The sequence below is a fragment of the Myxococcus xanthus genome (assembly GCF_013116825.1).
Taxonomy (GTDB): domain Bacteria; phylum Myxococcota; class Myxococcia; order Myxococcales; family Myxococcaceae; genus Myxococcus; species Myxococcus xanthus_B.
This window is the reverse complement of sequence record NZ_JABFNS010000101.1, coordinates 1-25,992: the sequence shown is the minus strand read 5'-3', so window position 1 is coordinate 25,992 and position 25,992 is coordinate 1. Positions and strand designations below refer to the sequence as shown.

Here is a 25,992-nt window from a genome sequence, read left to right as displayed (position 1 = left end):
GAAGTCAACTGCGCAGCGAGAGGTCGAGCTGGCGCGCCTTCGCCGCGAAGCCGTAGTGGACGTCCTCGCCGAAGCCCTCTGGGAAATGTGGGTGCGTCAGCACTCGGCGCGGACGCCTCAGCCGCAGGTGGAGCGCGCGGAGAAACACACGCATGACTGAGATGCTGACTCTCGTCTTGTCTTCTTCCGGGGACAGAGCGTCCATGGTTTTCGCCCGAGGGCTTGCTGCCCCGGCCGAAGGAGACACCACCATGGCGAAGAAGGGGATTGCGCGGGCCGCGCGTAAGGAGCTGGCGGACGTGCCACATCAACTGGCCGCGCTGGCCAGTATGTCGGTGCCGGATTTGGCGGAGAAGTACCTGGAGGTGTACGGCGAGCCCACGCGCAGCCGCAACCGGGACTACCTGAAGAAGCGCCTGGCCTTCCGGATTCAGGAGCTGGCCGAAGGGGGCCTCTCCGCGCGCGCCGTCGCGCGCATCTCGGAGTTGGGCGACAAGCTGCCCGAGCGCTGGCGGATGCGACAGGTGGAGGAGACGAAGCCCGCGACGCCCCCACCTCCTGCTCCCGCTCCGGTGGACGGGCGGGACGCGCGCCTACCTCCGCCGGGCACGGTGCTGACGCGAGTATTCAAAGGCGCTCAGCACCGGGTGACGGTGCGCGAGGAGGGAATCGAATACGACGGCCAGCTTCACCGCAGCCTCTCCAGCGTGGCCAAGCTGATAACGGGCACGGCCTGGAATGGCTTCACCTTCTTCGGCCTCAAGGACGGCAGCTCGAAGGCGGTGAGGCGATGAGCGGCCCCTCCTTCTTCCAAACGTACATGGGGAAGCGCTTCTACGAGTCGACGATGCCGCAGCTCGTCCGCCAGCTGACGCGCCTCAACGACAACCTGGAGCGGCTGGTGGCCGCAGCGGAGCGGCTCACCGGGCAGAAGGAGGCCTCGAGCGCCGAGCCGGTGCCGACGCCCGGGAATTCGGAGGGGCCATGAGGAAGAGCAAGGCACCGCTCACCGAGGAGAAGCGCTGCGCCGTCTACACGCGCAAGTCCACGGCGGCGGGCTTGGAGATGGAGTTCAACAGCCTCGACGCCCAGCGCGAGTCCTGTGTCGCCTACGTGCAGCGCCAGCCCGGCTGGGTGTTGGTGGAGGAGAGCTACGACGACGGCGGCTTCACCGGCGCCAACATGGAGCGCCCCGCCTTCCTGCGGTTGCTGCAAGACGTGGATGCGGGCCGGGTGGACGTGGTGGTGGTGTACAAGGTGGACCGCCTCTCCCGCAGCCTCCTCGACTTCGCGAAAGTCATGGAGCGCTTCAACGCGGCGGGCGCGTCCTTCGTCTCGGTGACGCAGAACTTCAGCACGACGGACGCCATGGGGCGGCTGACGCTGAACATGCTGATGTCCTTCGCCGAGTTCGAGCGTGAGATGATTTCGGAGCGCACGCGGGACAAGGTGGCTGCCGCGCGCCGCAAGGGGAAGTGGACAGGTGGGCGCGCGCCATTGGGCTACGAGGTGAAGGACAAGCGCCTCGTGGTGAATGAGTACGAGGCGGTGGTGGTGCGGGAGGCATTCGAGTTGTACCTCCAGCACCAGCATGCCTCGGCGGTGGCACGCCTCCTCAATGAGAAGGGGCGCACGACGAAGCGGCACGAGGCCCAGAGCGGTGCCACGCGTGTGGCGCGGAAGTGGACGACGCAGGATGTGCTGCGCCTCTTGAGGAGTCCCCTGTACGTGGGCTTCGTGCCGTATGGCGGCGAGACGCACCCCGGCGAGCACCCGCCCATCGTGGACAGAGCGACCTTCCACCGGGTGCAGGACATGCTGGCGGGCCCAGGTCTCCAGTACCACGGGCGCAACCCCGACTACGTGCTGCGAGGCCTGTTGCGCTGTGGCATGTGCGGCGAGGCAATGACGCCCAGCTCCACGCGCAAGGGCACGCGCGAGTACCGCTACTACCGCTGCGTCACCCGGGACAAAGAGGGGAAGGCAGGGTGCCGGACCGCGCCCCTTCCGGCCGCCGCCCTGGAGGACTTCGTCGTCACGCAGCTCCGGGAGGTTTCGGTAGGTGACGGCTTCGCCGCCCAGGTGCATGCCCGCCTCACGGCGCGGTTGGAGGAGAAGCACAAGGCCCTGCGCGCCGAGCGCGCGCAGCTTCCGAGAGATTTGGCCAAACGCGCCGGGGAGTCCGCGAAGTGGGTGGACTCCCTCTCGAAGCTGGAGGGCCCTGCCCGGCGCATCGTCGAGGAGAAGCTGGTGGCTGCGGAAGAGGAGTCCGCCGACATGAAGAAGCGGCTGGCGGAGGTGGAGCGCTCCCTGGGCGCCATTGAGGGGGAGAAGGTGGAGGCTGCGTGGGTGGCGCAGGCCCTGGCGAACTTCGACGCTGTGTGGGACGCCCTGACGGCCATTAACCGGGGGCGCCTGCTGCGGGCTCTCGTTGGCCGGGTAGTGGTGAACGAGGCGACTGGCCGTGTTGACGTTCACCTCACTCAGGCCGGTGAGGACGCGGCGCCCGGGCGCGCGGAGGTGGCGGCGTGAGCACAAGCCCCGAGTCGCAGCTGGCGGAGCCCCGACTCGTCAGCGCGCACTTTCACCGCGTGCGTCGTCGGGCGGAGGTGCGCTTCAGGGAGGGGGTGCCACCCAAGCCGCGGGAGGCGTCGCGTCGGCCAGCTCACGTCGCGCGAATGCTGGCCCTGGCGCACCACGTGGAATCCGCCATTGCGCGGGGACTGGTGGAGAGCGCAGCGGACGTCGCCAGCCAACTGGGCTTCACCCGGGCGCGCGTGACGCAGCTGTTGGACTTGCAACTGCTGGCGCCGGACATTCAGGAGGAGGTGCTGTTTCTTGAAGCCCTCGATGGAAAGGAGCCGCTGGCTGAGCGAAGTCTCCGGGCTATCGCGCACGCCGGTGCGTGGGAGGCGCAGCGCGGGAAGTGGCGTGCCGTCGCCGCTTCATTCGACGAATAACTCCAGCAGTGACGAATTGTGGTGGAGACCCGTAATCCGTATTGCAACTCGCTGTTGAATGGATGGAATGTCGCGCGAAATGCGCGGACCCCAATCCGCAGAGTTGGAAAGGTACCCAATGCAGAATGACATGATGAGTTCGATTCGGGCCGTGGTTGCCGAGGAAGTCGGTAAGACGCTGGGCCGCCAAGTGGAACTTCTGGAGCAGATTGCCCAGTACTTGGGCGTGCCTGTCGCGAGCCGCGCGGTTGTGGTGCCCGCGTCCAAGCGCGTCACGCCTGCGCCAGCGAGACAGCGCCAGGAGGCCGCCAAGCCAGCGGCGAAGAAGCGCGGCCGTCCTCGGGCGGTCGCGAAGGAGACCTCCACCGCAGCAGCGGTTGAAGTCAGCTCGACGCCCTTCAAGCAGGGGCAGGAAGTTCGCTACAAGCAGGGGCGCGGCACCTTTCCCGCGGTGGTGAAGGCAATTGATGTGGATGCGGGAACTGTCACGCTTGAGCGTCAGAGCGACGGCAAGCAGGTAGAGCGTCCGTACGCGAAGGTGGAGACTGCCTGACGGGGGGGGGGCTCTGCACCTGCAGAAATGAAGCCTCTCTTCTTCATCCCCAATTCTCCCTCGGAGTGTGCTTGGCCGGTCGCTTTGAACTCTTCGGGGGAGAGGCCCTGCATCCTCAGTCGCAATTGGACCAAGTCAGCCACCCCTCGAGCCGAAATGCTCGAGATTTGGTGTCGGTGATGTCTTCGCCCAAGAGTGGTCCACTCAAGAACGAACACCGTAGCCACGCTTCACCATTGTCGGGATGTAGCTCAATCCGAAAGTCGAAGAATACGTCCTGCCTCAGGGCTTCGATTCCGGCTTCCAACCGCGCAATCAGGTCAGGAGGAGGTGGCTCTGACCATGACTTCCAACAGGCCTCCATGAAGAGGTCGGGCGCGCATGGGAGAGGCAGGAGGTAACCCATTGCTTCACTGTGGCGGCAAGCCACATCATGCGTCTGGTTGCTGTAAAGAAATCCTCCAGGGTGGTCGACTAGGATGACCGCCCCTGATTCGACCAGCGATTCCAGACTGATTTCTGGTGGTTTCCGCCGAGAGTTCATGAGCGAGAGCCTACTCTGGAGCTGCCGGTACGCCCTCGTTCTCCGCTCCATCTTGTCCGCCTCCGGCGCGCCATGACGAGCCAGTCGCCCGCGGAACGCAGATGGCCCGCTGGAGTCGATGCGTGGAGGAGTGAGGCCATCATCAGCGGGCAAGCCGTCGACAGCCTGCCTTGCCTTCTCCGCGAGGAGCCTAAGGGCGGCCTCGGCACGCGCGAAGCTCTTCTTCCCCCGTCGGTGCTCCTTCTCTATCCACTTGCGTGAGCCTGCTGCAGACAGGGACGGTTGATTGCATTGGGGACGTTATGGGAGGGCGGGCATCCGGCCGTGCCTGCCAGGCGCAAGCGAGTGCCGGCTTCCTTTGTGATGAGAAGGATGGTACTTCGGAGGTGACTCCGTAGGCACCTTTAAGGTGCGCAGTTCTCAGCGCGGCCTCGCTGTCACTTCACGTAGTTTCGCATGCCGCAGGCTGCTGCCTGTCGGGTGTCGTGTTTCCGTGACGCTGTCCCACTCTTCCGCATGGAGTGTCACCCATGGCCAGTACCGCCGATGATGTCAGCACGGACGAAGGCCCCTGCCCCCCTCGCTACGTGGCGGCGCCCTTCAATCCTCACTTCCTCTTCAAGGTGGGCGAAGTCTGGTACGAGGCCGTGGGGGAGTTAGAGCGGAGGCCGTCTGGGGAGGTGCTGCTCTTGGCCCAGCGTCGAGTGCGGAAGGAGGCGTTGACGGGCCACTGCCTCGTGCGGCGCTTGCCGAGTCCCGCCACCTACATGCGCAGGCGGAGGCTGGTGGAGGAGGTGCAGCTGGCCTTTCGACTTCACCACCCGTCCATTGCGCAGGTGCACCACCTGGGCGTTTACGGCGACGCGCCGCACGTTGTCATGGAGTACGTGCCGGGGCCCTCGCTGGAGACGCTGGTGACGGCATCCGTAGTGCGTGGACGAGCTATGTCCGAGGACTTTGCCCTCTACGTTGGCGTGGAGTTGGCGGAGGCGTTGCACTACGCGCACACATTGGTGGACGAGGAGGGGCGCTCCTTGGGCCTCGTCCACCGCGACGTCAACCCCCGGCACGTGATGGTCGGCCCTCACGGCGAGGTGAAGCTGATGAGCTTCGGTGCGGCGTACTCTCTCCTGGTGGGGAGGGAGGAGTCACCGGAGAGCCTCGTCCGAGGGGACGTAGCCTATGCCTCACCGGAGTACCTGCGTCGCGAGTCACTGACTCCGCGCTCGGACGTCTTCAGCTTAGGCGTGTTGCTGGTGGAACTCCTGACTGGCACCCACCTTTTTGACGTGGCGGATGTGCCACGGCTTCGTCAGGGACGGAAATTGCGAGCGGAGTGCATTCCGTCGCTGCCCTTGAAGCAGATGCGCGCGTTGCTCGCCAATCTCGACTCGGAATTCGTGGAGAAGGCGGTTGCGGCGTTGGAGCCGGACGTGAAGGCGATTCTCCACGGGGCCCTGCATGCCAACCCTGAGGAGCGCTTCGGCTCGGCCGCGGAACTGCGTGACGCACTTCGTGCGGTGCAGTCTCAGCGGGGTTCGCCCTACGGAAGGTGCGAGGTGGTGGAGGAGGTCGCTCAGGTGCTGTCGGAGGGCGGGTGCATGCGCGACAAGGTGGAATTCGGTGAGGCAGGCCTCTACCCAGAAGGGCTGGAGGCACACGAGTTGGTGGCCGCGAAGGAGAAGTAGCTGGCCACGGTGTGCTTCCTTGGCTCTCGAGATGGTCGGATGCGCACCGTTGCGGAGAAGTGGGGCCGCGTCGGCACCGCCATAACCTGCTTCACCTCGCCATGACTGTGGCGACTTGAAGAAGGGCCTCAAGTTGCTCCCCGTCCAGCTTCCGCGCCAGGTACAGCAACCGGCGCAAGGAGGGCGTGTCGTCCTCCTTCGCGCGCGGGCCTTTCCCCCCTTGGGATGATTGAGTGAGGCCGAGCATCTCCTCCGGAGACACCTTCAGCTCGGTACACAGCCTGTAAAAGGTGGGGACGCTGGGAAGCATCTGCCCGCGTTCCAGTCGGCTGTACACGGGGGGCACCAGTCCGACGCGGGCTGCGGCATCGGCCCGGGTGAGGCCCATCTGCTCCCGCGCGGCACGGGCCGTCGTGCCAATGGTGATTGCCAAGTCCTGGTTCATGAGGTGAGGCGCACTGTACCTGAGAAGTCTTCTTCTCCGGCACGTGCGTGACTCACCGCATCGCTGGAATCAGCCGCAGAAGTGCCTTCACTTGCCGCTCATCGAGTCTCCGCACCTGCTGCACCAGCAGTCGCACTGAAGGCGAGTCTGGGGGTGGCTCCGCGTTGAAGCCGTGGCCAAGTAGTGCGTCTGGCGACGTGCAGAGGACGGTGGCGAGGCGGTAGAGCGTGCGGACGCTGGGAAGCATTCGTCCACGCTCCAGACGGCTGTAGACGGCAGAGGCGAGGCCCACTCGCTGCGCGACGTTGGCCTGGGTGAGGGAAAGGCGCAGCCGTGCCGCCCGGGCGTTGGCGCCAACGGTGCTCGCGAGGTCGAGCGACGACGTGGTCTGTTGGGTCTCTGGTGACGGGGCGGACATGGGGATGGGCGCGAGGGGAGCTCACTCCAATGTAGCGAGTTATGCGAGTGGCTGGCAATCCTCTGAGTAGGAATGCCCACGGAAGCAGAGGACTGTCACTTCGGGGTTTGGTAGCGTGGTGGCGCTGCCGGGAGGGAGACGCCGCATGCGGCAAGGTGAAGTCCTTCAGTCCGCAATGCCTGGGTGGGAGGCGTCATGAGGGACGACGGGCCCCCGGCCGTGTTGTCCCCCGGGGATGTGGTGGTGGGCTACACGGTGGAATGGCAGTTGGGACGCGGTGGCTTCGGCACCGTGTACCGCGCCACGTGCGAGGGCCAGGCCGCCGCGTTGAAGCTGCTTCACTTGCCGCGGGCGCGCGGTCGCGTAGAGAGAGAGGTTTCAATTCTCCTGCGCCTACGGCACCCCAACGTCGTCGGCATTCGCGCCTTCGGCTACTGGCCCTCGGCGGCGCCGGACTTTGCTGTCATCGCCATGGAGTACGTGGAAGGGCGGCAGTTGGACGTGTGGGCGAAGGAGGAGAATCCCTCCGCGCGCCAAGTGCTGAAGGTGGTGCTGGACGTGGCACGGGCGCTGGCGGCCACCCACGAGGCCGGTGTCGTGCACCGGGACGTGAAGGAGGCCAACGTCATGGTTCGCGCCTCCGACGGCTTGGCGGTGCTGGTGGACTACGGAGTGGGCGACTATGAGGGCGCTCCCGGAGTCACACTTTCCGTGCTGCCTCCTGGAACGCCTGAGTACAGGCCGCCCGAGGCATGGCTCTTCCTCGAAGAGCATTCCGGGGTGCGTGGGGCCCGCTACATTCCCGGTCCGGCGGATGACTTGTGGGCGTTGGGGGTAGTCCTCTACCACCTGCTCACTGCGAGGGTGCCCTTCGAGGCGGAGGATGACCAGGCCTTCATCAACGCTGTCATCTCCGACACGCCGGTGCCTCCGAGAGAGATGAACGAGCGGGTGCCGCAGTCCCTGAGCGACGTATGCCTGCGTCTCTTAGAAAAGGACGCCACGTCGCGTTTCCAAAATGCGGGGGCGCTGTGCGCGGCGCTCGACGCCGCACTGGCCGGAGCCGAGGAGGCGTGGGACGTCCCTCTGTGCGACACGTACGGCCCCGACACCGCCACAACGGAGGGAGACCTCGGCGAAGTGGCAAGGTGGATGAAGGACCCGTTGCACCGGCCCCGTCGCGGCAAGCGGCCCGAGTCCATTATCTCCGTGGCGGTGTCCGGAGACGTTGCAGAGGTTGGCATCGATGTTCTTCCCCTGCCTCGCGATGAAGGTCCCGGCGAGGTGGCCTCGGAGTTCCAGGAGGTGGCGCAGTGGGACGACCTGCGAGGACGCCCACAGCCTCAGGACCTCGCACATTGGCGGTGGATGCGCGTCGGGGCGGGCCTTCTGGGCGTTGTCGTAGTGGCGGTGCTTCTCTGGGGGAAGAGGGAGGCGGCACCAAGCGGAGGGCAGTTCGAACCACTGCGTCAGGAAGTAGCGGCATATACAAAGAAACCTCAAGCTGGCCACGCCGCAGCTCCCGCCGGGCAGGAGGCAACCCCTGCGGCCGCCGCTTCTCCAGCGGCGCTCCCCGAGGTTTCTGCCACAGTGGCCAACGTGACGATGAAGAAGACTGAGAGTGTGCCCTCCGCATCGCAGTCTCCAAGGAAGGGCGCGGGAAGCATCCGCAAGGTGGTGACGGCCGCCGCTGTCTGCACGGCACTCGCGTGCTCCGGGCCGCAGCTGCGCTCGCCGCCCGAGCCCGAGGTGTGCCCGGATGGGGCCGCTGAGGGCATGAAGAAGCTGGGCATGAGCATTGGGGATGAGGAGACTGCGACCTTCCCCCTCAAGGGGCCTCCTAAAGTCATAACGGTAAAGGAGGGCTCTGCTCAGGTCCGTTTGTTGGACGGTAGAACCTTTCTGTCTGGACGACTCATTGTGGGGGATCGCCTCTATGGCCGGCTGACTCGGGCCCGCACGAGCAATGGGACCTTCCCTGTGTGCTTGGAACTGCAGGATACGTCAGGGAGGCGTGGGCTGGAGATTGAGTCTGGCGGGGCGGGCTCCAGTGAGGTTCGCGTCTGGTCCACCGTTACCTTGAGGGCGGTACGTGAGTTCGAGTGACATGATTCTCACCAGCAACTGCCCGTTGGTCACAGGGGCTAGTGCCGCCGGTCCTGCCCTGGAGTATTGAGCGCGTGCAACATTCAGTGTCGACCGTTCTTTTCCTCTTTCTTCTCGTAAGTGAGGGGACAGCTCGGGCGCAGCAGGCCTCTTCTCCTGGGGCACTGGGCGTTCGCCGCGTCGAATTGGCTCCGGAGGACGCCCAATCGGTCGCTGAGGTCGCGGTGAGCCCTGGGCTATCCACGGTTTTTATCTTTGACTCAGAGTTGAGCCGCGAAGCGGTGGAACTGCAGGGACGCGAGCGCTTCTCCGTTCTGGATGCCGGACAGAGCACGTTGCGTTTTGTACCCTCCGAGGGAATCTCCGCAGGAGAGCGGTTTAGGTTGACCGTAGGCTTCCAGGATGGAGCGGCACCTGCGACCGCAACATTCGTGTTGGTCGCACACCCCGCACGATCGGAAGCGCTCGTCGAGGTGTATCGTCACAAGAGGGGCGTTGAAACGTACCAAGAGGAGGCTCGGCAGGCGCGCGTGGAGGCCCAGCAGTGCAGAGAGGAGAATGAGCGTCTACGTGCTGAGCGAAACGCTCCTGGTGGATTGACGGGGCTCATCTCGACAGCGGTGTTGGATAAGCGAGGAGTTGACTTTCACGACTTGGGCCGTTTGGTCAGTCAATCCCCTGGAGTCTCGCCGGTCGCTCGTTGGGTCTATGCGTATCGAACATCGCGGCGGGTCGCAGTGGTGGTTGAGTTTGATGCGGCAGGGGCCGCTCAGCCCTGGAATGCGACCGGGGCGACTCTACGGGGCAAAGCTAACGAGGAATTGAAGGTACTTCAGGTGTGGCAGTCCGGCCCCGTGTCCCCAGACTCAAGGGGGCAGCGAGTCGTGGTGGAAGCCGAAGCTGCATCAGAACGCTTCCAAGGGAGCTTTACGCTCAAGCTCTGGGAGGCGGATGGTCACCGCACCGTTACATTGGGAAACGTAATATTCCCGGAGCAGTCTGAAAATGCTCGTTCGGGCGAGCATTAACCTCGAATTCTGGCAGGCCAGAGCGTTGTCGTAATTTTTCTGGATCTTACGGTGTCTCGCGCGGTGAAGGCCAATCAGCAGGGGGATGCGGAGGCAGAGTGGGGGCCGTTGCTGAAAGCGGGCCGTTGGCCAGCACCTTGAACGGGGAATTAGATGAAAGATTTCTATGTGGGATTTGAGGGTGAGCCTGAAATTCGATTTGTTGTGAATGGCGTCGGCGTGCCGGAACAGGTTCTCCGAATTTGGGATGGTTACTTTGATGCGATTGTTGAGCGAATTGAACTAGAGAGCGGTCAATGGACTGGATTGGCCCTGCCATATCATTTGCACGAGGGCTGGTACGATGGTGCTCCGTGGAAGGTGCCTGATTTAGTCCACGTTCTGGGGCAGTGGAGGAGGATACGCACCGCCGGGCTTTCTCCTCAATGTCTCGAAGTGCATGCGGCGGTTCTTGAGTTGCTGAATACTGCCGTTGAATGCAACGCCGAAGTATGGATTTCGGAGGAGTAGTCGATCGGAGCGCGACTCGAAAAAGCGTACATCGGCGGCAGTGCGGTGACGCTGTGCCAGGCCGGGTACGCGTCGGGTGATGGGCCCGCTGCAGATGCTGCTTCTTCAACGCCCTGGCCACTGCGCCCGAGGAGGGCATAGCGCTGGACGTCATCCTTCCCCTTCACCAAGTAGAACTGCTGCCGCAGCCCAGATTCAGGCTCCGCCAGAGGCACGAGTGTGCGATAGCGCCCCACTGCTCTGCGGCTGGAGCCCAGAATCAGGCCCGCACGCCGGAGCCGGTGTCACTTGGCTTCGCTGACTGCCCCGTCGTTGCTGACGCGAAATCGAAAGCCTCCGCGCCCTTCGCCAGCAACTGCAATGTGGTAGGTGCGTCCGCGTGCCAGCGGCTTTGGTGGCTGTAGTTCCTCGAAGCCGTAGGGGAGGACGCCGTAGTTGACGTGCGCCGGGAACGGCCCTGTGCGTGGTGGCAACGTGCGAATGGCCCACATGCTTGTGCCGTCAACGTCCATGACGCTGATGGAGTCGTACCGAGGTACGTCCCCAGGTTGGGACGGCTCCCGGATGACGAAAGCGGGAGCGGGAATCCGTTCTGCGGCAGATGCAAACTCCACGATGAGCGGCGGCTCGCAGGCGCCCACCAGCGTGGCAAGGAGGACTGCCACCACGAGCCGCCGGAGCCAGTGATGGTGCATGGCTACGGCGCTCCTCGTCCGGCTCGGACCTCGCGCAGAGCCGCCTCAAGCTGGGCGGTGTAGTCCACCCCATCGACGTAGAGGCGCTTCGGCGGCGACTCGAAGAAGCCCGCGCGGTACCCCTGTTCCAGCAACTCGCCTTGTTGCTCCGGGTTGAGCTGACTCCAGGACTTCCCCTCCCGGAGGGCCTTGCCGAGGTTGTAGCCGTCGCCGAAGAACTGCGCGAAGAGGGCCTCGCTTGCATAGTCAGTGCCGCCATGCTGGTGCTGCCACACGTGGGCGGCCTCGTGGACGAGGGTGTCCATCCGAAGTGGAATGTGCCGCGACGGGATGTAGATTGTGTCCCCATGCACGAACGGCCTACCTGACATCGTCAGTAGTCCTGCATTGCCTTCCTTGATGGAGATTCGGCTGTAGTCGAGGGAGTCGCCGTACACCTGTCGGAGGGCGGCCTCCTCCTCTGCCGTTAGCCCACGCCGGACCGGTTCCACGCCCAGAAGCGTCTGGACGGCGCTGATGGCCCGGCCGCCCACCATGAGCACCGCGTCGACCGGCGTCTGGACCACCTGCACCAGACCGCGTGCGAGCTCGCCGAAACCCTCCCGAAAGCGCCCGGTGAACACCTGCCCCAGGCCGCTGGCAAGCGTCTGCGCAGCCTCCACGCCATTGCGGACGAGTCCCACGACAGCGTCCTTCGTTCCTGTCACGAGGCCACCGACGGCGTCTCCCACCCGCCGGAGCCCTCCGGTTACGGCGGAGCCGATGCGGCTCAGGAGGCCCTTTGTCGCGGACTTCTCCCCGGCACCGTGGGCCTTGAGCTCCGCGGAGGGTGTGCGTTCAGTCGTCGCGACGGCTCCCGGCTGCACGCTGGCGAGGACGAGTGTCGTACCTGCGGATTTAACTGCAGGTTCTTGTGGGCTCAGGGCGCGGCTGCCGAAGGACTCGATGATGTTGCCCGCCTTCATGGCGACTGCTCCGCGTGGGCGAGCCGCGCCCCTGTCATCCTCCGGTGGCTCGGGCTCAAGCCCTGGGAGGGCCGTGCTGCGTGACGTGATGGATTCCATTGGTGGTCCTGGTGGTGAGAGGGGGATGACACCTCATCTCGGCCAGCGCGCCTGCTGCGAGCTGGGCCGCGAGGGTTGTGATGTGAAGGGGGCGACCGCCTGGCCGCGCGTCAGAAGCCGCAGGTGTGAAAGTTGCCAGTGGCGAAGTACCGGCAGTCGCTCGGATTGCTGCACAGCGACCGGCACTGGCCCGCGGCGTTGGGCACGGAGCACGTGTTGCAGAAGCAGCTCGTCTGGTGGCCGAAAGCCGTCACGAAGGTGGAACAGAACCCAGCGGAGGAGTTGGTCTCAGTGGCGCAGTTCGACGCGATGAGAACGTCGGCGCTCGTCGCGCACGTGAAGTGGACCCGCGGATTGGCTACGCTGGCGCCCGTGGCGGACCCGCAGACGCCATTTGCGTCGATGCTGCCGCACCGGCACGCCCCGCTGCCGTCGGCGGCGATTCGTCTGCACTGCCCCGGGCCGCAGTTGAGGGCTACGACGCCCTCCTGCGAATCACACCTCACCCAGGTATCACCGGTGCAGTACCCGTACTGGTTGATGCCCTGGCACGAGCCGCCGATACGCACGCAGCTCGTCCCGGCCTGGTTGGGGACGTACCCCTCAGCGCAGGCGCAGCTCTCCCCGCCTGCGTTGCACGTGGAGTTGGCCGGGCAGGTGCCGCACGTCCCGCCGCACCCGTTCGAGCCGCACACCTTGCCCTGGCACTGGGGCACGCAGACACAGGCGCCGGAGGCACTGCACGTAGTGCCCGTGCGACAGGTGCCACAACTGCCACCGCACCCGTCCGGTCCGCACTGGCGTCCGTCGCACTTTGGAACGCACACGCACCGGCCGCCTGCGCATGCTTCGCCGGAGCTGCACGTACCGCAGCTCCCCCCGCAGCCATCGCTGCCGCACGTCTTCCCAGAGCAGGTCGGAGTGCAGGTGGCCGCGCACTGCGCGTTCGCGTCGCACACCGCCCCTGACCTGCAGGTTCCACACTCCCCACCGCAGCCGTCGGGACCGCATTGCCTGCCAAGGCAGCTCGGAGTGCAGATGCTGCCGGCGTCCACGGGGGGCGTCCCGCCGTCGCCCTCGATGGATCCCCCATCACGCGAGGTGGATGGGGGTATGCGTCCATCAGCCGGGTCTTCTTCGGTGGGGCCGCAATGCAGGACAGCTGCGGCGACCAGTATCGGGACGAAGATGCGGAAGAAGGCGGGCGTTGGGCGTCCGAAGGCCATGGAGAACTCCTCCGGCCAGAGCTGCGCTGGGGGAGTCCTGCGCAAGCCCGGCTCGACGCTGCCTGCCACAGCAGGATACGTGCCCTTGGGGTGTTCCTCTTGGAGGAGGGCGCGGTGCCATCCGCAGACGAGGACGGGTGTGCCACGTAGAGACTCCCGTCATTGGCCGCCCTCACCGTGAGTTCGCGGTTCCCCTCACCTTAAGAGCTGGAGAATCTTGAAGGACACTCCCCAATGGCTCCGTCCTCCTGGTGCTGCGGCCCACCGCCGCCGACTTCGCAAGTGAGGAGGCGCGGGTGTTCCAGGCCCGGGCCTATATCCACCTGTGGCCGGATCTCGACTTCGAGACCGTGCTGCGCACGCTGAGAGAGCGCAGCGCCTCACTCGTCCCCATCAAGCCGCGCTTCCATCCAGACGTGGCGCCGTTCCTTTCGCGGCTGCCGGACGAGTTCGCCATCAGCGAGCGGCAACGGAAGATTGCCGAGCTCAACGCCTTCCGGCCTCCGGTTCCAGAGGAATAGCTCCCAGTCGCCCATCCGTCAGACGTGGCGAATCCGGAGCGCGTCCTCGAATCCTACGGAGACTTGTCCGAAGGTCTCGTGGCAGCACTGCACACCAAGGTGCCCTCCATCATGGACGAGACGGCCGAGTCTCTCACGGACCTCGACTTCTTCTTCTGGAGGGAAGACTTCCCCGAACGGTACGAGCGGCAACTCATTGATGGACACACCGCACCGGCGCTCGGAGCCTACCTAGGGGACGTGCTGGTGCGGCGGTTGGGCGGGACGTGGAGGCTGCGGGCGAAGATGGAGGAGTCCCAGGTGCGCGTTGGGAAGCGCGTCTGGCTGCCCTTCCTCCGGGCCCGCCGGTACATGCAGTCCCGCCAGTCGCTGCTGGACTACTCGCTCACTCAGTACTTCAAGGAGGCAGAGCGGTACCGAGCCTGACTTGGAGATGCTCCTCGCTGCGCGCCAGGTGGTATTGGCTGGCGCGCATGTCGTATTAGGCGACAGAACGAGATGTGCTCATATCGCCTCTTCGCGTCATGGTGCGCCGAACCGGCTCCTGCTCACGACGCACGAAGGTTAGAGAGCAAGAATCAGTTCTGCCATTCGCCGAAATCGAGCAACCACGTCCCTGGCGTCTGTCTCCGAGGGTTCTCGGTCTGAATGGACTATGGCGTTTCGATGGTTTCTTCGGTCGCTGACAATCTGTGTCCAAAGCGATGGGTCGAGGTCGGAAGCTCCCTTGCCGCGCCAGTTCTTCAATTGAGTCTTGGCGCGCTTCTGGAAGTCGAATTTGGTGCTGTCGAGTTCGGTATCGATTTCAGACTGACTCTTTCCTTGGGACGCCATCGCACGCTGAATCGACTTGGCGACAACGATCTCAAGCGCCGCCGCCGCCTCGGCAATCGCATTGCGATAGGCGGTTCGCTCAACGAGATTTTCAGCACGCCGCAGGAGTACCCTTGCGAAATCGGGGGACGCAGGCGCCCCGACTCCTTTGTGAATCGAAAGGGTGTTCTCAAGAGTGATCGGCCGCCATGGGCGCTTCAGGACTAAGGGGACCTTGTCAACAAATGGTGCACTTTCGAGGACCAGCCCGTCTACGCTGAACTCAATGAAGATTCCTAGCATTGTGGTTAGTGCCAGGTGGCCCAGTCCAATCTCTTCTACGAACGGGTCGTCAACCTCAACCATGTAGTGGCGAATGAGCCGGTTCGTTGCGCGAAGAAAGTCGCTCGCTAGTGGTAGTCGCTTTGGTCGTGCGTGGAAAAGCTGCTGATGGCGTAGTTTGAATTCGGTCAGTTCGGGGCCGGAGAGATCGGCTAGTCGCTGCTTGGCATCGGCGGCGAGCGCTGTGGGGGCATCATAACGTGCGCCTTGCTTGACCAGATCTTCTTCCATACACTCAACAAGGTTGTCGAGAGCTGGAAGTGATGCCTCATCAATATCTTCGTGCTCCTCGTGGAACACGACGGTGCGCATTTTCTCTGAGAAATCGTGTGTTTGCAGGTCTGGGAAGTTTGCGAGGAGCATTTCTCGAGATGCGAATGCTGTCGACATTTTTCCGTTTGAGATGAATCTCAAGGAGTATGTCTCGTTGTTGACGCCTAGGCTGAATGTGGGACCGTCTCCCAGGGCAACGTGAAATGTTTCATTGGGCAGGCACAGCGTAAACGGCAGTTCGCACTGCAGCTTGTAGGTGAAGCGCATAGAGCCTCTGGTGGCTGGGTAGCTTGATTTGGAACTGGGGAGTTGCTGCGCTACGCGCACATTGGCGCCAGCTTCTCTGTGTATCGCTGGATTCGTAGACCGAATGATTGGCCTAGGGAATCCAAGCATATCTCGTGCCAGACGACTTCCCCTGCTAGTTGAGACGCGCCTGGAGGGAATTCGTATCTGATGGGATAATATCTATACTAGAGAATAAGGTCAGGCTGCTCGCTCTTGGCCATTGAGCGCTTCGGAGCTGGCTGCAAGGACGGCTCGTGCTTGGGCTGCGAACTGCTGGTGCTGGTCGAGACGACGTACCTCTAGTTTCGCACCTACGCCGGTATCTGGGGTGGGTCTGTGTGTGGCTTGTGGTCGATGGCACCGGTTCCAGGTCTCGCACTAGCACCTGCTTTGCGGGACGATGGAGGGGCTCGCTGTTGGTGGCATGTGGCGGGTAGCGGTTCTCGCCGCTCAGCGAGCGTGTGGTGCCCCGCGCATCGAAGATCCCTGGCGGACAACATCTCAAGGAGGGTCGTGAACTCCATGCGCAGGAGCGCGCGCAGGGGAAGCGGGATATGGCAGGTTATGGCGTCGGTCGAAGATAGACCACGCCAGAGCCCATGGGGCTCCACCGAGGTCCTCTGGGTCGTGTTGCGGCCTGTCGTCGCCTGGCGGAGACTTGGGTCGAGGCCGGAGGCGGCGCGGCACCCTTGACTAAGTGTAGATATGACACTATGTATCGTCGGTTCAAAGAACATGACCGACAGCAAGACACCTGATGACAGCGTAGGAACGAAGCGCATCTGCGCGGACTGCATTGGTGAGCCGTATCTCAAAGCCGCCATCGAGGCCCGGGCGGAGATTGCGACCTGCTCCTACTGTGAGGACGAAGGGCCCACAGAGGCGATTGACGATTTGGCCAACCGCGTCGAGTTGGCGTTCGAGAGCCACTTTCGCCGTACATCGACAGAGCCGGACGGCTTTGAATACATGATGTTGAAGGACCGCGAATCCAGTTACGAATGGAATCGCCATGGGGTTCCCGTGGTGGACGTCATCGCTGAGGCGGCGGAAATCGAGGAGGAGCCGGCCGAGGATGTTCGTGCCATTCTCGACGAACGCACCTCCAGTCACGACCCGGACGAGGGGTGGGAGGAACCGCCGTTCGACTCCGAGGCACACTACGAGCCTGCTCGGTTGAGCGATGCAGAACTCCAGATAGAATGGGACGACTTCGAGAGGAGCCTGAAGACTGAGGCCAGGTACTTCAGTCGCTCGGCCGAGAAAATCCTGGCGGCAACGTTTCACGGCATTGATGGGCTGCGCGACCGCGATGGCCGTCCCGCCCTAGTAGAAATCGGTCCTGGAAAGCCCATTGATGCGCTCTTTCGCGCGCGCGTCTTTCAATCCGACGAAAAGCTTGAGGCGGCTCTTCGCCAGCCAGAGAAAGACCTGGGCCCTCCGCCATTCGCTTTTGCGCTGGGCTTGCGGATGAACTCTCGAGGCATCTCCGTGTTCTATGGGACGAACACGCCGGCGACTGCATTGGCGGAGGTCCGACCACCTGTAGGCAGTCAGGTTGTCGTCGGTAAATTCTCCCTGCTTCGTTCGCTTGTTCTATTGGATTTGACTGTTTTGCGCGGCATCTATGTCACGGGCAGTTACTTCGATCCTGAGTTCGTTCGTAAGCTCAAACATGCCATGTTCCTGGAGCACCTGAGTCGACGTATTACGATGCCGATCATGCCTGGTGATGAGGCTGTCGAATACCTGCCGACGCAAGTTATTGCGGACTATCTTGCCTCCATGGATGCACCTGCCATCGACGGGATCATATACCCCTCGGCGCAGGCGAGTTCAGGGCAACTCAACATGGTCCTGTTCCACAAAGCCGCACGGGTGCAGCCTTCGGATTTGCCGGACGGCTCCAAGGTCGACGTGTCGCTCCAGAGTAATTCGGAGGACGGGCCAGAACCGGACTACACTATCTTCGTGACGCCGCCGAAGCCCGCCCCTGCAGAGCCTCCTAGTGCCGGGGCTTACTTGGACATCTGGCCTCCTGTCCGAAGGCAGGGCGACGTTCGTGTGCCAGCCCTTCGCCTCGATACAACTACCTTGGTGGTTCACCGGATAACGGCGATTCAGGTCAGTTCGGATGAGTATCCAGTCAGCCATCACGTCTTTCCGCCTCGGGAAGACGAGCCGGATGATCCCTTTTGAAGGAGCTTGCCGCTGGGCGTGTCCGCAAGCTAGAGCCAAAGGCGGATAGATGTGATGAGGACCATCGTCTGGTAGTGGCGGCGCGCATCTCCATTGAGGCGTCCCCTGGCTTGCCGCTGCGGTGGCCGCAGGCCGACAAAGTTCTTCAGCACCGCGCTCTGGCGCTTGGGAGGCTCTCATCGAGGCGCTCCTTGTCTCCAGTCTCGGTCATCCATCCCACGAGGCGTGAATGCTTGCCGTCCAGTCGTCTGTTGACCTCGATGTGCATCAACGGGTGATTGCTAACGCCCTTCAGGACCACGGCACGCTCGTCTTCATTGACACGAACGTCATTGCCTGGATCTTCCGGCTGAACGCTTCCGCATATCAGGAGTTCGCGGCATGGCTCGAACACCTCGTGAGCAACAGGCGTCTGGCCATCCCGGCGTGGACCGTTCACGAGTACAATTATCACCTGCTGCAAGACGACTCCGCGTTCTTCCTTCCTCACAAGAGCATCGGCAGGCAGCTCCAAGTAAGCTTGGCGGAGCTTGCCAGGGCCGCTCACCTTGTGCTCAGCGAGGAGTACGCCGCGCAGCTCGGACATGGAAGTCGGGATGAGTGCCTGCAAAAGCTTGAAGACTCCATGAGTCACATCGAAAAGGTTGCGTCACATCTGACAAAGTCCGACGGAAGTCGCCGCCGTGAGCGTGTCCTCTTCATGGAACACCTGATTGCCAGGACCAGTCTCCAGAGCCCCCTCCACGCATTGGCGGAGCACGCTGCAGGCCAAGCGCGCGAGCGTTATTCAAGCCGGCTTGCTCCTGGCTACAAGGATGGCGGTAAGGAAACCAATGCCAGCGGGGACCTAATCATCTGGAATGAACTTCTTGCGGCCTGCGCCTCTCGTAGCGCCCGGAGCGCGGTCCTAATTACGAACGACCGGAAGACTGATTGGGCCTATACGCCATCCACTGTCATTCTGGCGAACGGGAAGACAGTCTCCGGGAGTAACGAGCAGGCGCGGAGGCTAAAGCTCCCCAAGCCAGAATTGATCGCCGAGTTCGAGCACCACACAGGCAGTAGGCAATTTCATATCCTGTCCATCGATTCACTGGTCGGTATTCTCTCGTCCGTTCAGCTCAATTCGTACCGTGCGCAGCAGTTCCGCCATTTGGCCCATGCCCTGCTGGTCGACCTTGCGCGAGACCCGACTGAAATGGCCTTGCAATGGTTTTTGAGTAATCCAGAAGCTGTCAGTGAGGCTATCAAAGGTGTTTGCTACTGGCACTACAGCCCCTCAGAGGTTGACCAGGATGCCTTCGTGGCCTGGGCGACCGAGCAGATGAAGCTGAGCGACCCTGACGCAAAGAAGGTCCACTGGTCCGTCGTGTTCTGTGAGTTCTTTATCTGAAGCTACTGGCGCACGACGTCAATGATGGAGCGCGCGTCGATATAGCCGAACTGCCGTGAGTCTTGGCTCGGGGGCTCGGACTCTATTTCCTTGCCGTCAGGCCCACGAGGGCGTCCTCGCCGAGCGCCTACCGGACCAAATCGGGTACCGGGGCTTCCGCCACTGCGGCGATGCGCTTTACCGGGGGGATGGGGTTTGAGCATCACCCGGGGAGGCTCACTGTCTTCCCATTCCAGATGACCCGAACCGGCATGAGCAGAAAGGTGGGAGCAGCGGGCTGTACTGGTTCGAGAAGCGCGGACGAGACAATCTGGGAGCCGTCTCGGAGAGTCTGCGCCGCGCGACGAATTCGAGAATACCGAGTAACGGCGAGCCTTTTTTCGCTCTCTCGGTTAACAGGTGGCCCATTTCGGCATTCTGAAAGAGGGAAAGGACGTAACCCTGGAAGGTACGACATCGAAAGCCCTGGATTGTCAGAATCGGCTGCCCGCCGTGGTTAACAAAACTGTTAACCGCTCTCGGCCTCTCTCTCCCCAAAACAGGGGTAAGAGCGCTCCAGAGAGCCCAATCGGTGGCGGAGAAGAGGGGGCATCATGCTCTGCGGGGTGGAGAGCCGAGAGGGCCCGCTTCAGCACCGCGAGCCAAAATCCCTTGTGATTCAGGGGCTTAAGCACGAAGGCCCCGCGATTTTCATCGCGAGGCGCATGTAAAACAAAAGGGCCCTACCGGTTGGTAGGGCCCTTCGTTCAGCTCCCCGAATGAAGGCTTCTGCGAACCCGTTCTCGGCTTTTCTCTGAGAGGACTCAAACTCTCTGAGGGCCGAAAACCGAGTGATATCCAGCGGTTTCAAAGAGGAGGCTGGGCAAGCCCTTCAATCGGGGGCCGAATGAATGTCCGCAAACTACACGGTGGGTGACCTCCCGTCCAGGTCTTGAGCCTCTCGGCGCCCGCTTCACGAAGAGTACGTGGCGATGCGGTGCGCATGGGCTTGAGGGGGACTCGACGAGGTGGGTGAAAGTCGCATGCCTTCGAGGTACGCGCAGGCTTAGGGACGGAGCCCTGCCCAGGTGGCCCATCCCGGCCACAGCCTCCACGGGGGCGAGCTTGACGCGCCTAGGTGCCGCTGCCGCAAGCGCGAGGCCATGGGTCGCTCAAGATACATTTTGGCCAGGTTGGGCGTCGGCGGTGTTCCTCGCCGTCCAGCGTAACCGCGGGACGGCGTCCTGCTCGTCATCCCCAAGAGGTGGCTAGGGCCGCTGGGCTGTCGGTGCAGGGGTAGGGGCGTGAGCCTTCGGTTGGTGGGTAGTCCCCTCTTGGCCCGCTGCTGCCGGGCATCACCGTAAGGGTGCAGAGACCAAAGAGGTAGCGCGCAACACGATATTTGAATATTGTGATGTCGTCATGCCGGTCGCTGCTACTTCTCTAGATGTTCGCTCCGCCTCCCGCCTCTTCAAAGCGCTGGGGGACGAGACCCGTCTACGCATCGTCGCGCTCCTCAGCCATGGCGAGCTGTGCGTTTGCCACTTTGAATCCGCCCTCGGGCTGACCCAGTCCAACACTTCCCGCCAACTCGGAGTGCTGAAGAACGCAGGCGTCGTCGAGGCTCGCCGGGACGGAAGCTGGGTGTACTACCGCCTTGCCCCGCAGATGGAAGAGGTGTGCAAGGCCCAACTCGAGGCGCTCGTGGCGGCCTTCGCGAAACGGGACGCCCTCGGCGAAGACGTCGAGCGCCTCCTCAAATCCCTCGGTCCCAACGCCTGCAAGTAACCCCGAGAGCTTTCTCATGCCCGCTACTTCTGCTCCGGACAGCATCGTCAAGAAGCTCCCCGTCATTGACCGGTTTCTGCCGGTGTGGATCTTCGCCGCCATGGGCCTGGGCATCGGCCTGGGCAGGGCTTTCCCGGACCTGGGCGCGCGCCTGGACACGGTGAAGTTGGACACCGTGTCCCTGCCCATTGCCATCGGCCTCTTGTGGATGATGTACCCGGTGCTCGCGAAGGTTCGCTACGGCGAGTTGGGCCGGTTGCGCGCGCGGGGCAAGCTCTTCACCACGTCCCTCGTGCTCAACTGGGTTGTGGGACCAGTCTTGATGTTTGCCCTGGCCTGGCTCTTCCTTCCAGACCTTCCGCACTACCGCAATGGCCTCGTGCTCATCGGCCTCGCCCGGTGCATCGCCATGGTCCTCATCTGGAACATGCTCGCGTGCGGGAGCAATGAGGTGGCTGCCGTGCTGGTGGCGCTCAACTCCGTCTTCCAGATTCTCTTCTACTCGGTACTCGGTTGGCTCTTCCTCACCGTCATCCCGGGCTGGCTTGGCGCGGATGTGGCGGCGTTCGACGTGTCCATGTGGAGCATCGCCAAGAGCGTACTCATCTTCTTGGGCGTGCCCCTCTTGGCTGGCGCGCTGACGCGCATCGGACTCACTCGACTCAAGGGGGAGGCCTGGTACGAGCAGCGCTTTCTGCCTCGCTTGGGGCCGACGGCGCTCATTGGTCTGCTCTACACCATCGTCCTCATGTTCGCGATGCAAGGAGAGAAGATTACCCGCCTGCCGCTGGACGTGGTGCGCATCTCCCTCCCGTTGGTCGTCTACTTCGGCATCATGTTCACCAGCGCCTTCTTCCTCTCTCGGAAGCTGGGCTTCTCCTACGAGGAGACGGCGTCACTGTCCTTCACGGCGGCGGGCAACAACTTCGAGCTGGCCATCGCCGTAGCAGTGGGCGTGTTCGGCATGGCCTCGGGCGAAGCTCTTGCCGGCGTGGTCGGGCCGCTCATTGAGGTGCCCGCACTCATTGCTCTCGTCTACCTGTCTCTCTGGCTTAAGCGCCGTCTCTTTCCAACTGCGGCAGGCGCCGTCATGCCGAGGCGGTTCGATGCGTCCTCGCAGGAGTCGACACGATGAACACCGTCATCTTCGCGTGTGTCCACAACGCTGGTCGCTCGCAGATGGCGGCGGCCTTCTTCAACGCCCTGTCGGACCCAACAAAGGCGCGTGCCGTGTCTGCTGGCACCCAGCCGGGAGCACGTGTTCACCCTGAAGTGCAGGCCGCAATGGCGGAGGTCGGCATCGACCTATCGGGCGCCAAGCCTCAGCGCCTCACGGATGAACTGGCCCAGGGCGCTCAGTGGCTCATCACCATGGGCTGTGGCGAAGCCTGCCCGTACGTGCCTGGGCTGAAGCGCGGTGACTGGCCTCTGGAGGACCCGAAGGGCAAGTCGGTGGAGCGCGTGCGCGAGATTCGCGACGACGTGCGTGCCCGGGTTGTCGAGCTCCTGGCCACCGAGCAGTGGGGGCGATGATGCTCACCCTTCGGACCGCCCGTCCCGCCGACCTCGGCGCAGTTGAAGCACTCCTCTCTGCCGCAGGCCTGCCCCTACAAGGGGTGGCTGACCACCTGCCTCAGTTCGTAGTCGCAGAGCGCGAAGGCGCGCTCGTGGCTGCAGCAGGGTTGGAGCTGTACGGGACGAGCGCCCTTCTGCGCTCCGTTGTCGTGAGCGAGGGCCAGAAGGGGAAAGGCGTGGGGGCAGAGTTGGTCCAGCGGCTCGTGGAGCGAGCTCGCGCGGATGGACTGGAAGCGCTGTTTCTACTCACCACGACTGCAGCGGACTACTTCCCGCGCTTCGGTTTTGTTCGCATCGACCGTGCCGCCCTACCGACACAACTGCATGCGTCCGAGGAACTCCGTGGAGCATGTCCCGCGAGCGCGGTCGTGATGCGCTGCATTGTGGAGCGCCAGCCTTAGCCCCTGTATAAGGGAAGTTGTCGCCTCAGCGGACGCACCGAGCTGATGATGCCTCCGCGCGCCTCGCTCACTCGCATTGACGCGTTGCCCAATGTGGCCTGAACGCACCCATGACGCGGCGATCGACTTTTTGGGTAGGCACACTGGCGAAGCCCAGTGCCCCGCCGCCGGCACTGAATGGCCGGGGCGGGCTCCAACGCTTCTCTTTTACATGCTGCGAGACGCAGGCTCAAAGCACCACGTCACCCCGCTGGCCGGTCCGCAGATGGAGTGCGTCCTCGATGGGGGAGACGAACACCTTGCCGTCCCCGATGTTGCCGGTGTGGGCATGTTGCTGAATGGTGGTGAGCACTGTGTTCACGAGTGCATCCGGGACGACGAGAAGCAGCATCACCGGTGAGCGTCAAGGTAGTTGTCGCGTGCGCGAGCCTCCATGCCGTTGTGCCCGCGCTGGTGGCCGAAGCCGCGTACGTCCAGCGCGGTAATGCCACCCACGCCGGGGATGGCTTCTAGCGCATCGGTGACTTTACTGACTTTGAAGGGCTGGATGATGGCCTTGATTTCCTTCACGCAGCACCTTCTTCGGCGATGGGGGAGTGTCCGGTGGGCGCAGGGGACTGTTCTGGAGGGACGGAGACAACCTTGGGGGTGCCGCGGTCGAACCAGGTGTAGACGGTGGGGAGGACTCGCAGGACGTCATCCGCCGAGCGGGTGGGGCTGGCGGCGAGGTCCCTTCCAACCAATACGCTCGACGCCAGTGGAGAACTCCCGACAGGCATTCCGCGGGTGGCGGTGACGACCGTGGATCGCTCCGGAGGTTCCGGTTCGGCGGGAGCCTGCTCTAAGGAGCCCTGCGCCTGCGCTGCGCTCTCGTCCGGGCCTTGCGGCGTCTCTGGCTCTAGTGCGGAGGTGGGGGCGAGGGGCGAGGGTTCGGGCCGCTTCCCCTGCCCGACGGGAATCGACTGCGCGAGCGCAGGGCCAGGAAAGGACAGCAACATCGCGAGGGTGGTTGTAAGACGCCGCCGCCGGGCCTGACCTGAATGTAAGGAGGGCATGGCTGGTTGACTCCAAGGACTGCATCGCCCGCGTGAATGCGACGACTGCGGGGAGCAACACGCTCGACGCAGGAGCGCATCACCGCTTCTCCCGTGCACCCGGTGGCGCAGGTCATATGCAGTCGAAGGGGAAGCCGCGATGCGGCACGTTGTCGCAGGCTCCGCACACAGGCGTGAATTCCAAGAAACACGGCAGGCTGCTTCCCGAGACGACAATCCTGGGGAGTCAATCAGGGAGGACCCGTCAGGGAGCGCTCGTGCGCCCCCCTGCTTCTCGCCCCCAAGCTGCAATTCAGCGCTGGGTGAACCTGTTCCCTGGTGGAGTGAGTCGGCTGCGAGTCACAGGGGGGCGGCATGCGCGGTAGTCCATGGTTTCGAGTGGTGGTGGGGGTATTATCTTCAGCCCTTGTCGCGGGAGCCGCGAGCGCCGCTACGGTGACGCGAGGTCCGTATCTTCAGTCGGTGACGCCCACGAGCGCGGTCGTCGCGTTTCGCCTCGATACTTCATGCCCCGCCCAAGTGCGATATGGCGAGGGCGGTGCGTTCTCTGCGACCGCATCCTCGGATGCGTCCTCGCGTCAGCATGGCATCCAGCTCATGGGGCTTCAGCCGGGGACCGAGTACACCTATGAAGTCGTGGGTTGCGGTGTCCCGCTGGGGATGTCTGGTCGGCTTCGTACCGCGCCTGCCCCCCATGCTCGTGACGTTCACTTCGGAGTCCTCGGCGACTTTGGAACGGGGAGTTCGGACCAGAAGGCCGTGGCTCGCTCTATTCAGGCCCGGCGTCCCGAGTTCATCGTCAGCGTTGGCGACAACATCTACGACTCCGGTACCGACGCCGAGTTCGAGTCCAACTTCCTGCGCCCTATGGGGACCCTCCTGTCCGAGGTTCCGCTCTTCGCTTCCCTCGGCAATCATGAGTACGTGACGAACCAGGGGCAGCCCTACCTAGACAACCTCTACCTTCCGTCGAACAACCCCAAGGGCACCGAGCGCTACTACTCCTTCGACTGGGGCCCCGTGCATTTCGTGGCCCTCGATTCGACCTGCCTGCTCGAAATTACCTCCGCCGACCGGTGCACTCGCACTGAGCAGCTCGACTGGCTCAAGCAGGACCTCGCTGCCAGCAGCGCCGCATGGAAAATTGCCTACTTCCATTATCCCCTGTGGTCGAGTGGCAAGTATGGCTCTGTCGAGTCGCTGCGAAAGCGGGTTGCCCCCATTCTGGAGGCGGGCGGTGTGGATCTGGTCTTCACCGGGCACGAGCATGACTACGAGCGGACGCGGCCCATGAAGGGAGACGCGGAGGCCGCTGCCGGAGAAGCGGGCATTACCTACCTGGTCGTCGGTAGTGGCGGCGCGAGCCTCAGGCCATTCACCCGGGAGCAGCCGAAGTGGAGCGTCGTCCGGGATGCGGAGAACAATGGTTTCCTGGAGGTGAGGGTCCAAGGTGAGCGACTCTCGGCACAGATGGTCACCCCCTCGGGGCAGGTCATCGACAGCTTCTCCCTCACGAAACCTGTCGCGCCCGAAGTGGGCCTGGAGCTGAATGCGCAGGCCGAGCCAAGTCGAGGCGTCGCGCCACTGGACGTGCTGCTGGCTGCCTCGGTGGAGCCGCTCGATGCCCAGGTCTCCTGGAGATTTGCGGATGGTCGCGTCCTTTCCGGTACGCAGGTGCGTGAGCGCTTCGCCGCGCCGGGCGCGCATGTCGTCGAGGTCGAGGCCCGGCGCGGCGAGCAGGTGGTGACACGGAGACTGACGGTCATGGTGGCACCTCTCGAGGAATCGCCTCCAACGAGCCCGACTCCGCCGGAGCGGCCCGGTTCCGGGCCATCTCTTCCCTCGCGCCCCGAAGAGCCCTCCGCGGCGGATGATGCCGCCGGGTGCAACGTGGGCGGCTCATCTCTCATGTTGGGTGTGCTGGCGGGGCTGGGCATGCTGCTCCGCCGTCGAACCCGCCGCCAGCGCCGCCCCTGATGGCGAGCAGCGTCTGGCGGCTGCGGCCATGCGGGCCTCGAGCGCTTCACCCGCGTGGTCGCGACACGTCGTCTACGCGGCTCCTCCTTCGGCGGCTGGTGGGGGGGCCTGCCTCTTATACATAGCTCTTAGCCCACGAGACCTAGGCTCA

Annotated in this window: 25 protein-coding genes and 1 pseudogene; 17 read left to right on the top strand and 9 right to left on the bottom strand. The window is 63.6% G+C overall.

Going from position 1 to position 25,992, the window contains the following annotated elements; translation table 11 throughout:
- Window positions 1-4: 4 nt before the first annotated feature.
- A complete protein-coding gene (locus tag HNV26_RS25930) occupies window positions 5-154 on the bottom strand; it encodes a hypothetical protein (protein ID WP_171443597.1) in 150 nt (49 codons plus the stop codon).
- Window positions 155-251: 97 nt separating this feature from the next.
- On the opposite strand from HNV26_RS25930, the gene HNV26_RS25925 reads away from it, so the two are divergent.
- The 6 genes from HNV26_RS25925 (at window position 252) to HNV26_RS25900 (ending at window position 5,745) form a co-directional block, all read left to right on the top strand.
- Window positions 252-794, top strand: a complete 543-nt coding sequence (locus HNV26_RS25925) for a DUF2924 domain-containing protein (protein ID WP_171443598.1) — start codon at window positions 252-254, stop codon at window positions 792-794.
- Window positions 791-988: a hypothetical protein gene (locus tag HNV26_RS25920; RefSeq protein ID WP_171443599.1), complete on the top strand. Its 198-nt coding sequence runs from the start codon at window positions 791-793 to the stop codon at window positions 986-988. Before HNV26_RS25925 ends, HNV26_RS25920 begins: the two co-directional genes overlap by 4 nt.
- Window positions 985-2,532 carry a recombinase family protein gene (locus tag HNV26_RS25915; RefSeq protein WP_171443600.1) on the top strand — a complete coding sequence of 516 codons (1,548 nt, stop codon included), beginning with the start codon at window positions 985-987 and terminating at the stop codon, window positions 2,530-2,532. The genes HNV26_RS25920 and HNV26_RS25915 overlap by 4 nt, the downstream gene beginning before the upstream one ends.
- Window positions 2,533-2,678: 146 nt before the next feature.
- Window positions 2,679-2,960 (top strand): hypothetical protein, encoded by a 282-nt coding sequence (locus HNV26_RS25910; RefSeq protein WP_216612710.1) that lies wholly within the window; start codon window positions 2,679-2,681, stop codon window positions 2,958-2,960.
- A 118-nt stretch (window positions 2,961-3,078) separates the two neighbouring features.
- A complete protein-coding gene (locus tag HNV26_RS25905; RefSeq protein WP_171443602.1) occupies window positions 3,079-3,513 on the top strand; it encodes a PspA in 435 nt (144 codons plus the stop codon).
- A gap of 1,074 nt (window positions 3,514-4,587) precedes the next feature.
- Entirely contained in the window at window positions 4,588-5,745 is a 1,158-nt protein-coding gene (locus HNV26_RS25900; RefSeq protein WP_171443603.1) for a serine/threonine protein kinase, read from the top strand.
- Window positions 5,746-5,836: 91 nt separating this feature from the next.
- On the opposite strand, the gene HNV26_RS25895 is transcribed toward HNV26_RS25900, so the two are convergent.
- Complete coding sequence (locus HNV26_RS25895) at window positions 5,837-6,190, bottom strand: helix-turn-helix domain-containing protein (protein WP_171443604.1); 354 nt, start codon at window positions 6,188-6,190, stop codon at window positions 5,837-5,839.
- Window positions 6,191-6,242: 52 nt separating this feature from the next.
- Window positions 6,243-6,608 carry a helix-turn-helix domain-containing protein gene (locus HNV26_RS25890; RefSeq protein WP_171443605.1) on the bottom strand — a complete coding sequence of 122 codons (366 nt, stop codon included), beginning with the start codon at window positions 6,606-6,608 and terminating at the stop codon, window positions 6,243-6,245.
- A 195-nt stretch (window positions 6,609-6,803) separates the two neighbouring features.
- On the opposite strand from HNV26_RS25890, the gene HNV26_RS25885 reads away from it, so the two are divergent.
- From HNV26_RS25885 to HNV26_RS25875, 3 genes are all read left to right on the top strand, one after another.
- Window positions 6,804-8,714, top strand: coding sequence for a serine/threonine-protein kinase (locus HNV26_RS25885; RefSeq protein ID WP_171443606.1), 1,911 nt, complete (start codon window positions 6,804-6,806; stop codon window positions 8,712-8,714).
- A gap of 41 nt (window positions 8,715-8,755) precedes the next feature.
- Window positions 8,756-9,742 (top strand): DUF2381 family protein, encoded by a 987-nt coding sequence (locus tag HNV26_RS25880; protein WP_366816964.1) that lies wholly within the window; start codon window positions 8,756-8,758, stop codon window positions 9,740-9,742.
- Window positions 9,743-9,895: 153 nt separating this feature from the next.
- Complete coding sequence (locus HNV26_RS25875) at window positions 9,896-10,252, top strand: hypothetical protein (protein WP_171443608.1); 357 nt, start codon at window positions 9,896-9,898, stop codon at window positions 10,250-10,252.
- Between the two features lie 284 nt (window positions 10,253-10,536).
- Here HNV26_RS25875 and HNV26_RS25870 read toward each other — a convergent pair whose 3' ends face one another.
- From HNV26_RS25870 to HNV26_RS25860, 3 genes are all read right to left on the bottom strand, one after another.
- Window positions 10,537-10,947 carry a hypothetical protein gene (locus HNV26_RS25870; protein WP_171443609.1) on the bottom strand — a complete coding sequence of 137 codons (411 nt, stop codon included), beginning with the start codon at window positions 10,945-10,947 and terminating at the stop codon, window positions 10,537-10,539.
- Between the two features lie 2 nt (window positions 10,948-10,949).
- A complete protein-coding gene (locus HNV26_RS25865; protein WP_171443610.1) occupies window positions 10,950-11,912 on the bottom strand; it encodes a hypothetical protein in 963 nt (320 codons plus the stop codon).
- A gap of 209 nt (window positions 11,913-12,121) precedes the next feature.
- Window positions 12,122-12,580: a hypothetical protein gene (locus tag HNV26_RS25860; RefSeq protein ID WP_171443611.1), complete on the bottom strand. Its 459-nt coding sequence runs from the start codon at window positions 12,578-12,580 to the stop codon at window positions 12,122-12,124.
- A gap of 884 nt (window positions 12,581-13,464) precedes the next feature.
- On the opposite strand from HNV26_RS25860, the pseudogene HNV26_RS25855 reads away from it, so the two are divergent.
- Window positions 13,465-14,184 (top strand): annotated as a pseudogene (locus tag HNV26_RS25855) (hypothetical protein); the annotation flags it as partial.
- Window positions 14,185-14,322: 138 nt separating this feature from the next.
- Here HNV26_RS25855 and HNV26_RS25850 read toward each other — a convergent pair.
- Window positions 14,323-15,453 (bottom strand): hypothetical protein, encoded by a 1,131-nt coding sequence (locus HNV26_RS25850; protein ID WP_171443612.1) that lies wholly within the window; start codon window positions 15,451-15,453, stop codon window positions 14,323-14,325.
- A 756-nt stretch (window positions 15,454-16,209) separates the two neighbouring features.
- On the opposite strand from HNV26_RS25850, the gene HNV26_RS25845 reads away from it, so the two are divergent.
- The 6 genes from HNV26_RS25845 (at window position 16,210) to arsN2 (ending at window position 22,809) form a co-directional block, all read left to right on the top strand.
- The gene (locus HNV26_RS25845; RefSeq protein WP_171443613.1) at window positions 16,210-17,673 is read left to right on the top strand and encodes an RES family NAD+ phosphorylase; all 1,464 of its coding nucleotides are present in this window, start codon (window positions 16,210-16,212) and stop codon (window positions 17,671-17,673) included.
- Window positions 17,674-17,902: 229 nt separating this feature from the next.
- Entirely contained in the window at window positions 17,903-19,066 is a 1,164-nt protein-coding gene (locus tag HNV26_RS25840; RefSeq protein ID WP_171443614.1) for a PIN-like domain-containing protein, read from the top strand.
- A gap of 1,401 nt (window positions 19,067-20,467) precedes the next feature.
- A complete protein-coding gene (locus HNV26_RS25835) occupies window positions 20,468-20,833 on the top strand; it encodes an ArsR/SmtB family transcription factor (RefSeq protein ID WP_095957823.1) in 366 nt (121 codons plus the stop codon).
- A gap of 16 nt (window positions 20,834-20,849) precedes the next feature.
- On the top strand, window positions 20,850-21,968 hold the full coding sequence (gene arsB / locus HNV26_RS25830; RefSeq protein WP_171443615.1) for an ACR3 family arsenite efflux transporter: 1,119 nt from the start codon (window positions 20,850-20,852) through the stop codon (window positions 21,966-21,968).
- Window positions 21,965-22,366 carry an arsenate reductase ArsC gene (locus HNV26_RS25825; RefSeq protein WP_171443616.1) on the top strand — a complete coding sequence of 134 codons (402 nt, stop codon included), beginning with the start codon at window positions 21,965-21,967 and terminating at the stop codon, window positions 22,364-22,366. Before arsB ends, HNV26_RS25825 begins: the two co-directional genes overlap by 4 nt.
- The gene (gene arsN2, locus HNV26_RS39370) at window positions 22,363-22,809 is read left to right on the top strand and encodes an arsenic resistance N-acetyltransferase ArsN2 (RefSeq protein WP_171443617.1); all 447 of its coding nucleotides are present in this window, start codon (window positions 22,363-22,365) and stop codon (window positions 22,807-22,809) included. Before HNV26_RS25825 ends, arsN2 begins: the two co-directional genes overlap by 4 nt.
- 229 nt (window positions 22,810-23,038) lie before the next feature.
- Here the strand turns inward: arsN2 and HNV26_RS25815 are convergent, their stop codons facing one another.
- A complete protein-coding gene (locus HNV26_RS25815) occupies window positions 23,039-23,200 on the bottom strand; it encodes a P-II family nitrogen regulator (protein WP_253817035.1) in 162 nt (53 codons plus the stop codon).
- Entirely contained in the window at window positions 23,200-23,379 is a 180-nt protein-coding gene (locus HNV26_RS25810; protein ID WP_171443619.1) for a P-II family nitrogen regulator, read from the bottom strand. Before HNV26_RS25810 ends, HNV26_RS25815 begins: the two co-directional genes overlap by 1 nt.
- A gap of 839 nt (window positions 23,380-24,218) precedes the next feature.
- Between HNV26_RS25810 and HNV26_RS25805 the strand changes: the two genes are divergently transcribed.
- Window positions 24,219-25,841 carry a metallophosphoesterase gene (locus HNV26_RS25805; protein ID WP_171443620.1) on the top strand — a complete coding sequence of 541 codons (1,623 nt, stop codon included), beginning with the start codon at window positions 24,219-24,221 and terminating at the stop codon, window positions 25,839-25,841.
- The last annotated feature ends 151 nt before the right edge of the window (window positions 25,842-25,992 follow it).

What these genes read in the sequence shown, in the direction of transcription:
- HNV26_RS25850 (WP_171443612.1), bottom strand. Translation starts at nt 15,453, where the DNA reads ATGCGCTTCACCTACAAGCTGCAGTGCGAACTGCCGTTTACGCTGTGC.
- HNV26_RS25865 (WP_171443610.1), bottom strand. Translation starts at nt 11,912, where the DNA reads ATGAAGGCGGGCAACATCATCGAGTCCTTCGGCAGCCGCGCCCTGAGC.
- HNV26_RS25815 (WP_253817035.1), bottom strand. Translation starts at nt 23,200, where the DNA reads ATGCTGCTTCTCGTCGTCCCGGATGCACTCGTGAACACAGTGCTCACC.
- HNV26_RS25915 (WP_171443600.1), top strand. Translation starts at nt 985, where the DNA reads ATGAGGAAGAGCAAGGCACCGCTCACCGAGGAGAAGCGCTGCGCCGTC.
- HNV26_RS25825 (WP_171443616.1), top strand. Translation starts at nt 21,965, where the DNA reads ATGAACACCGTCATCTTCGCGTGTGTCCACAACGCTGGTCGCTCGCAG.
- HNV26_RS25875 (WP_171443608.1), top strand. Translation starts at nt 9,896, where the DNA reads ATGAAAGATTTCTATGTGGGATTTGAGGGTGAGCCTGAAATTCGATTT.
- HNV26_RS25925 (WP_171443598.1), top strand. Translation starts at nt 252, where the DNA reads ATGGCGAAGAAGGGGATTGCGCGGGCCGCGCGTAAGGAGCTGGCGGAC.
- arsB (WP_171443615.1), top strand. Translation starts at nt 20,850, where the DNA reads ATGCCCGCTACTTCTGCTCCGGACAGCATCGTCAAGAAGCTCCCCGTC.
- HNV26_RS25870 (WP_171443609.1), bottom strand. Translation starts at nt 10,947, where the DNA reads ATGCACCATCACTGGCTCCGGCGGCTCGTGGTGGCAGTCCTCCTTGCC.
- HNV26_RS25930 (WP_171443597.1), bottom strand. Translation starts at nt 154, where the DNA reads ATGCGTGTGTTTCTCCGCGCGCTCCACCTGCGGCTGAGGCGTCCGCGC.
- HNV26_RS25845 (WP_171443613.1), top strand. Translation starts at nt 16,210, where the DNA reads ATGACCGACAGCAAGACACCTGATGACAGCGTAGGAACGAAGCGCATC.
- arsN2 (WP_171443617.1), top strand. Translation starts at nt 22,363, where the DNA reads ATGATGCTCACCCTTCGGACCGCCCGTCCCGCCGACCTCGGCGCAGTT.
- HNV26_RS25905 (WP_171443602.1), top strand. Translation starts at nt 3,079, where the DNA reads ATGCAGAATGACATGATGAGTTCGATTCGGGCCGTGGTTGCCGAGGAA.
- HNV26_RS25835 (WP_095957823.1), top strand. Translation starts at nt 20,468, where the DNA reads ATGCCGGTCGCTGCTACTTCTCTAGATGTTCGCTCCGCCTCCCGCCTC.
- HNV26_RS25890 (WP_171443605.1), bottom strand. Translation starts at nt 6,608, where the DNA reads ATGTCCGCCCCGTCACCAGAGACCCAACAGACCACGTCGTCGCTCGAC.
- HNV26_RS25805 (WP_171443620.1), top strand. Translation starts at nt 24,219, where the DNA reads ATGCGCGGTAGTCCATGGTTTCGAGTGGTGGTGGGGGTATTATCTTCA.
- HNV26_RS25920 (WP_171443599.1), top strand. Translation starts at nt 791, where the DNA reads ATGAGCGGCCCCTCCTTCTTCCAAACGTACATGGGGAAGCGCTTCTAC.
- HNV26_RS25900 (WP_171443603.1), top strand. Translation starts at nt 4,588, where the DNA reads ATGGCCAGTACCGCCGATGATGTCAGCACGGACGAAGGCCCCTGCCCC.
- HNV26_RS25910 (WP_216612710.1), top strand. Translation starts at nt 2,679, where the DNA reads ATGCTGGCCCTGGCGCACCACGTGGAATCCGCCATTGCGCGGGGACTG.
- HNV26_RS25885 (WP_171443606.1), top strand. Translation starts at nt 6,804, where the DNA reads ATGAGGGACGACGGGCCCCCGGCCGTGTTGTCCCCCGGGGATGTGGTG.
- HNV26_RS25840 (WP_171443614.1), top strand. Translation starts at nt 17,903, where the DNA reads ATGCTTGCCGTCCAGTCGTCTGTTGACCTCGATGTGCATCAACGGGTG.
- HNV26_RS25895 (WP_171443604.1), bottom strand. Translation starts at nt 6,190, where the DNA reads ATGAACCAGGACTTGGCAATCACCATTGGCACGACGGCCCGTGCCGCG.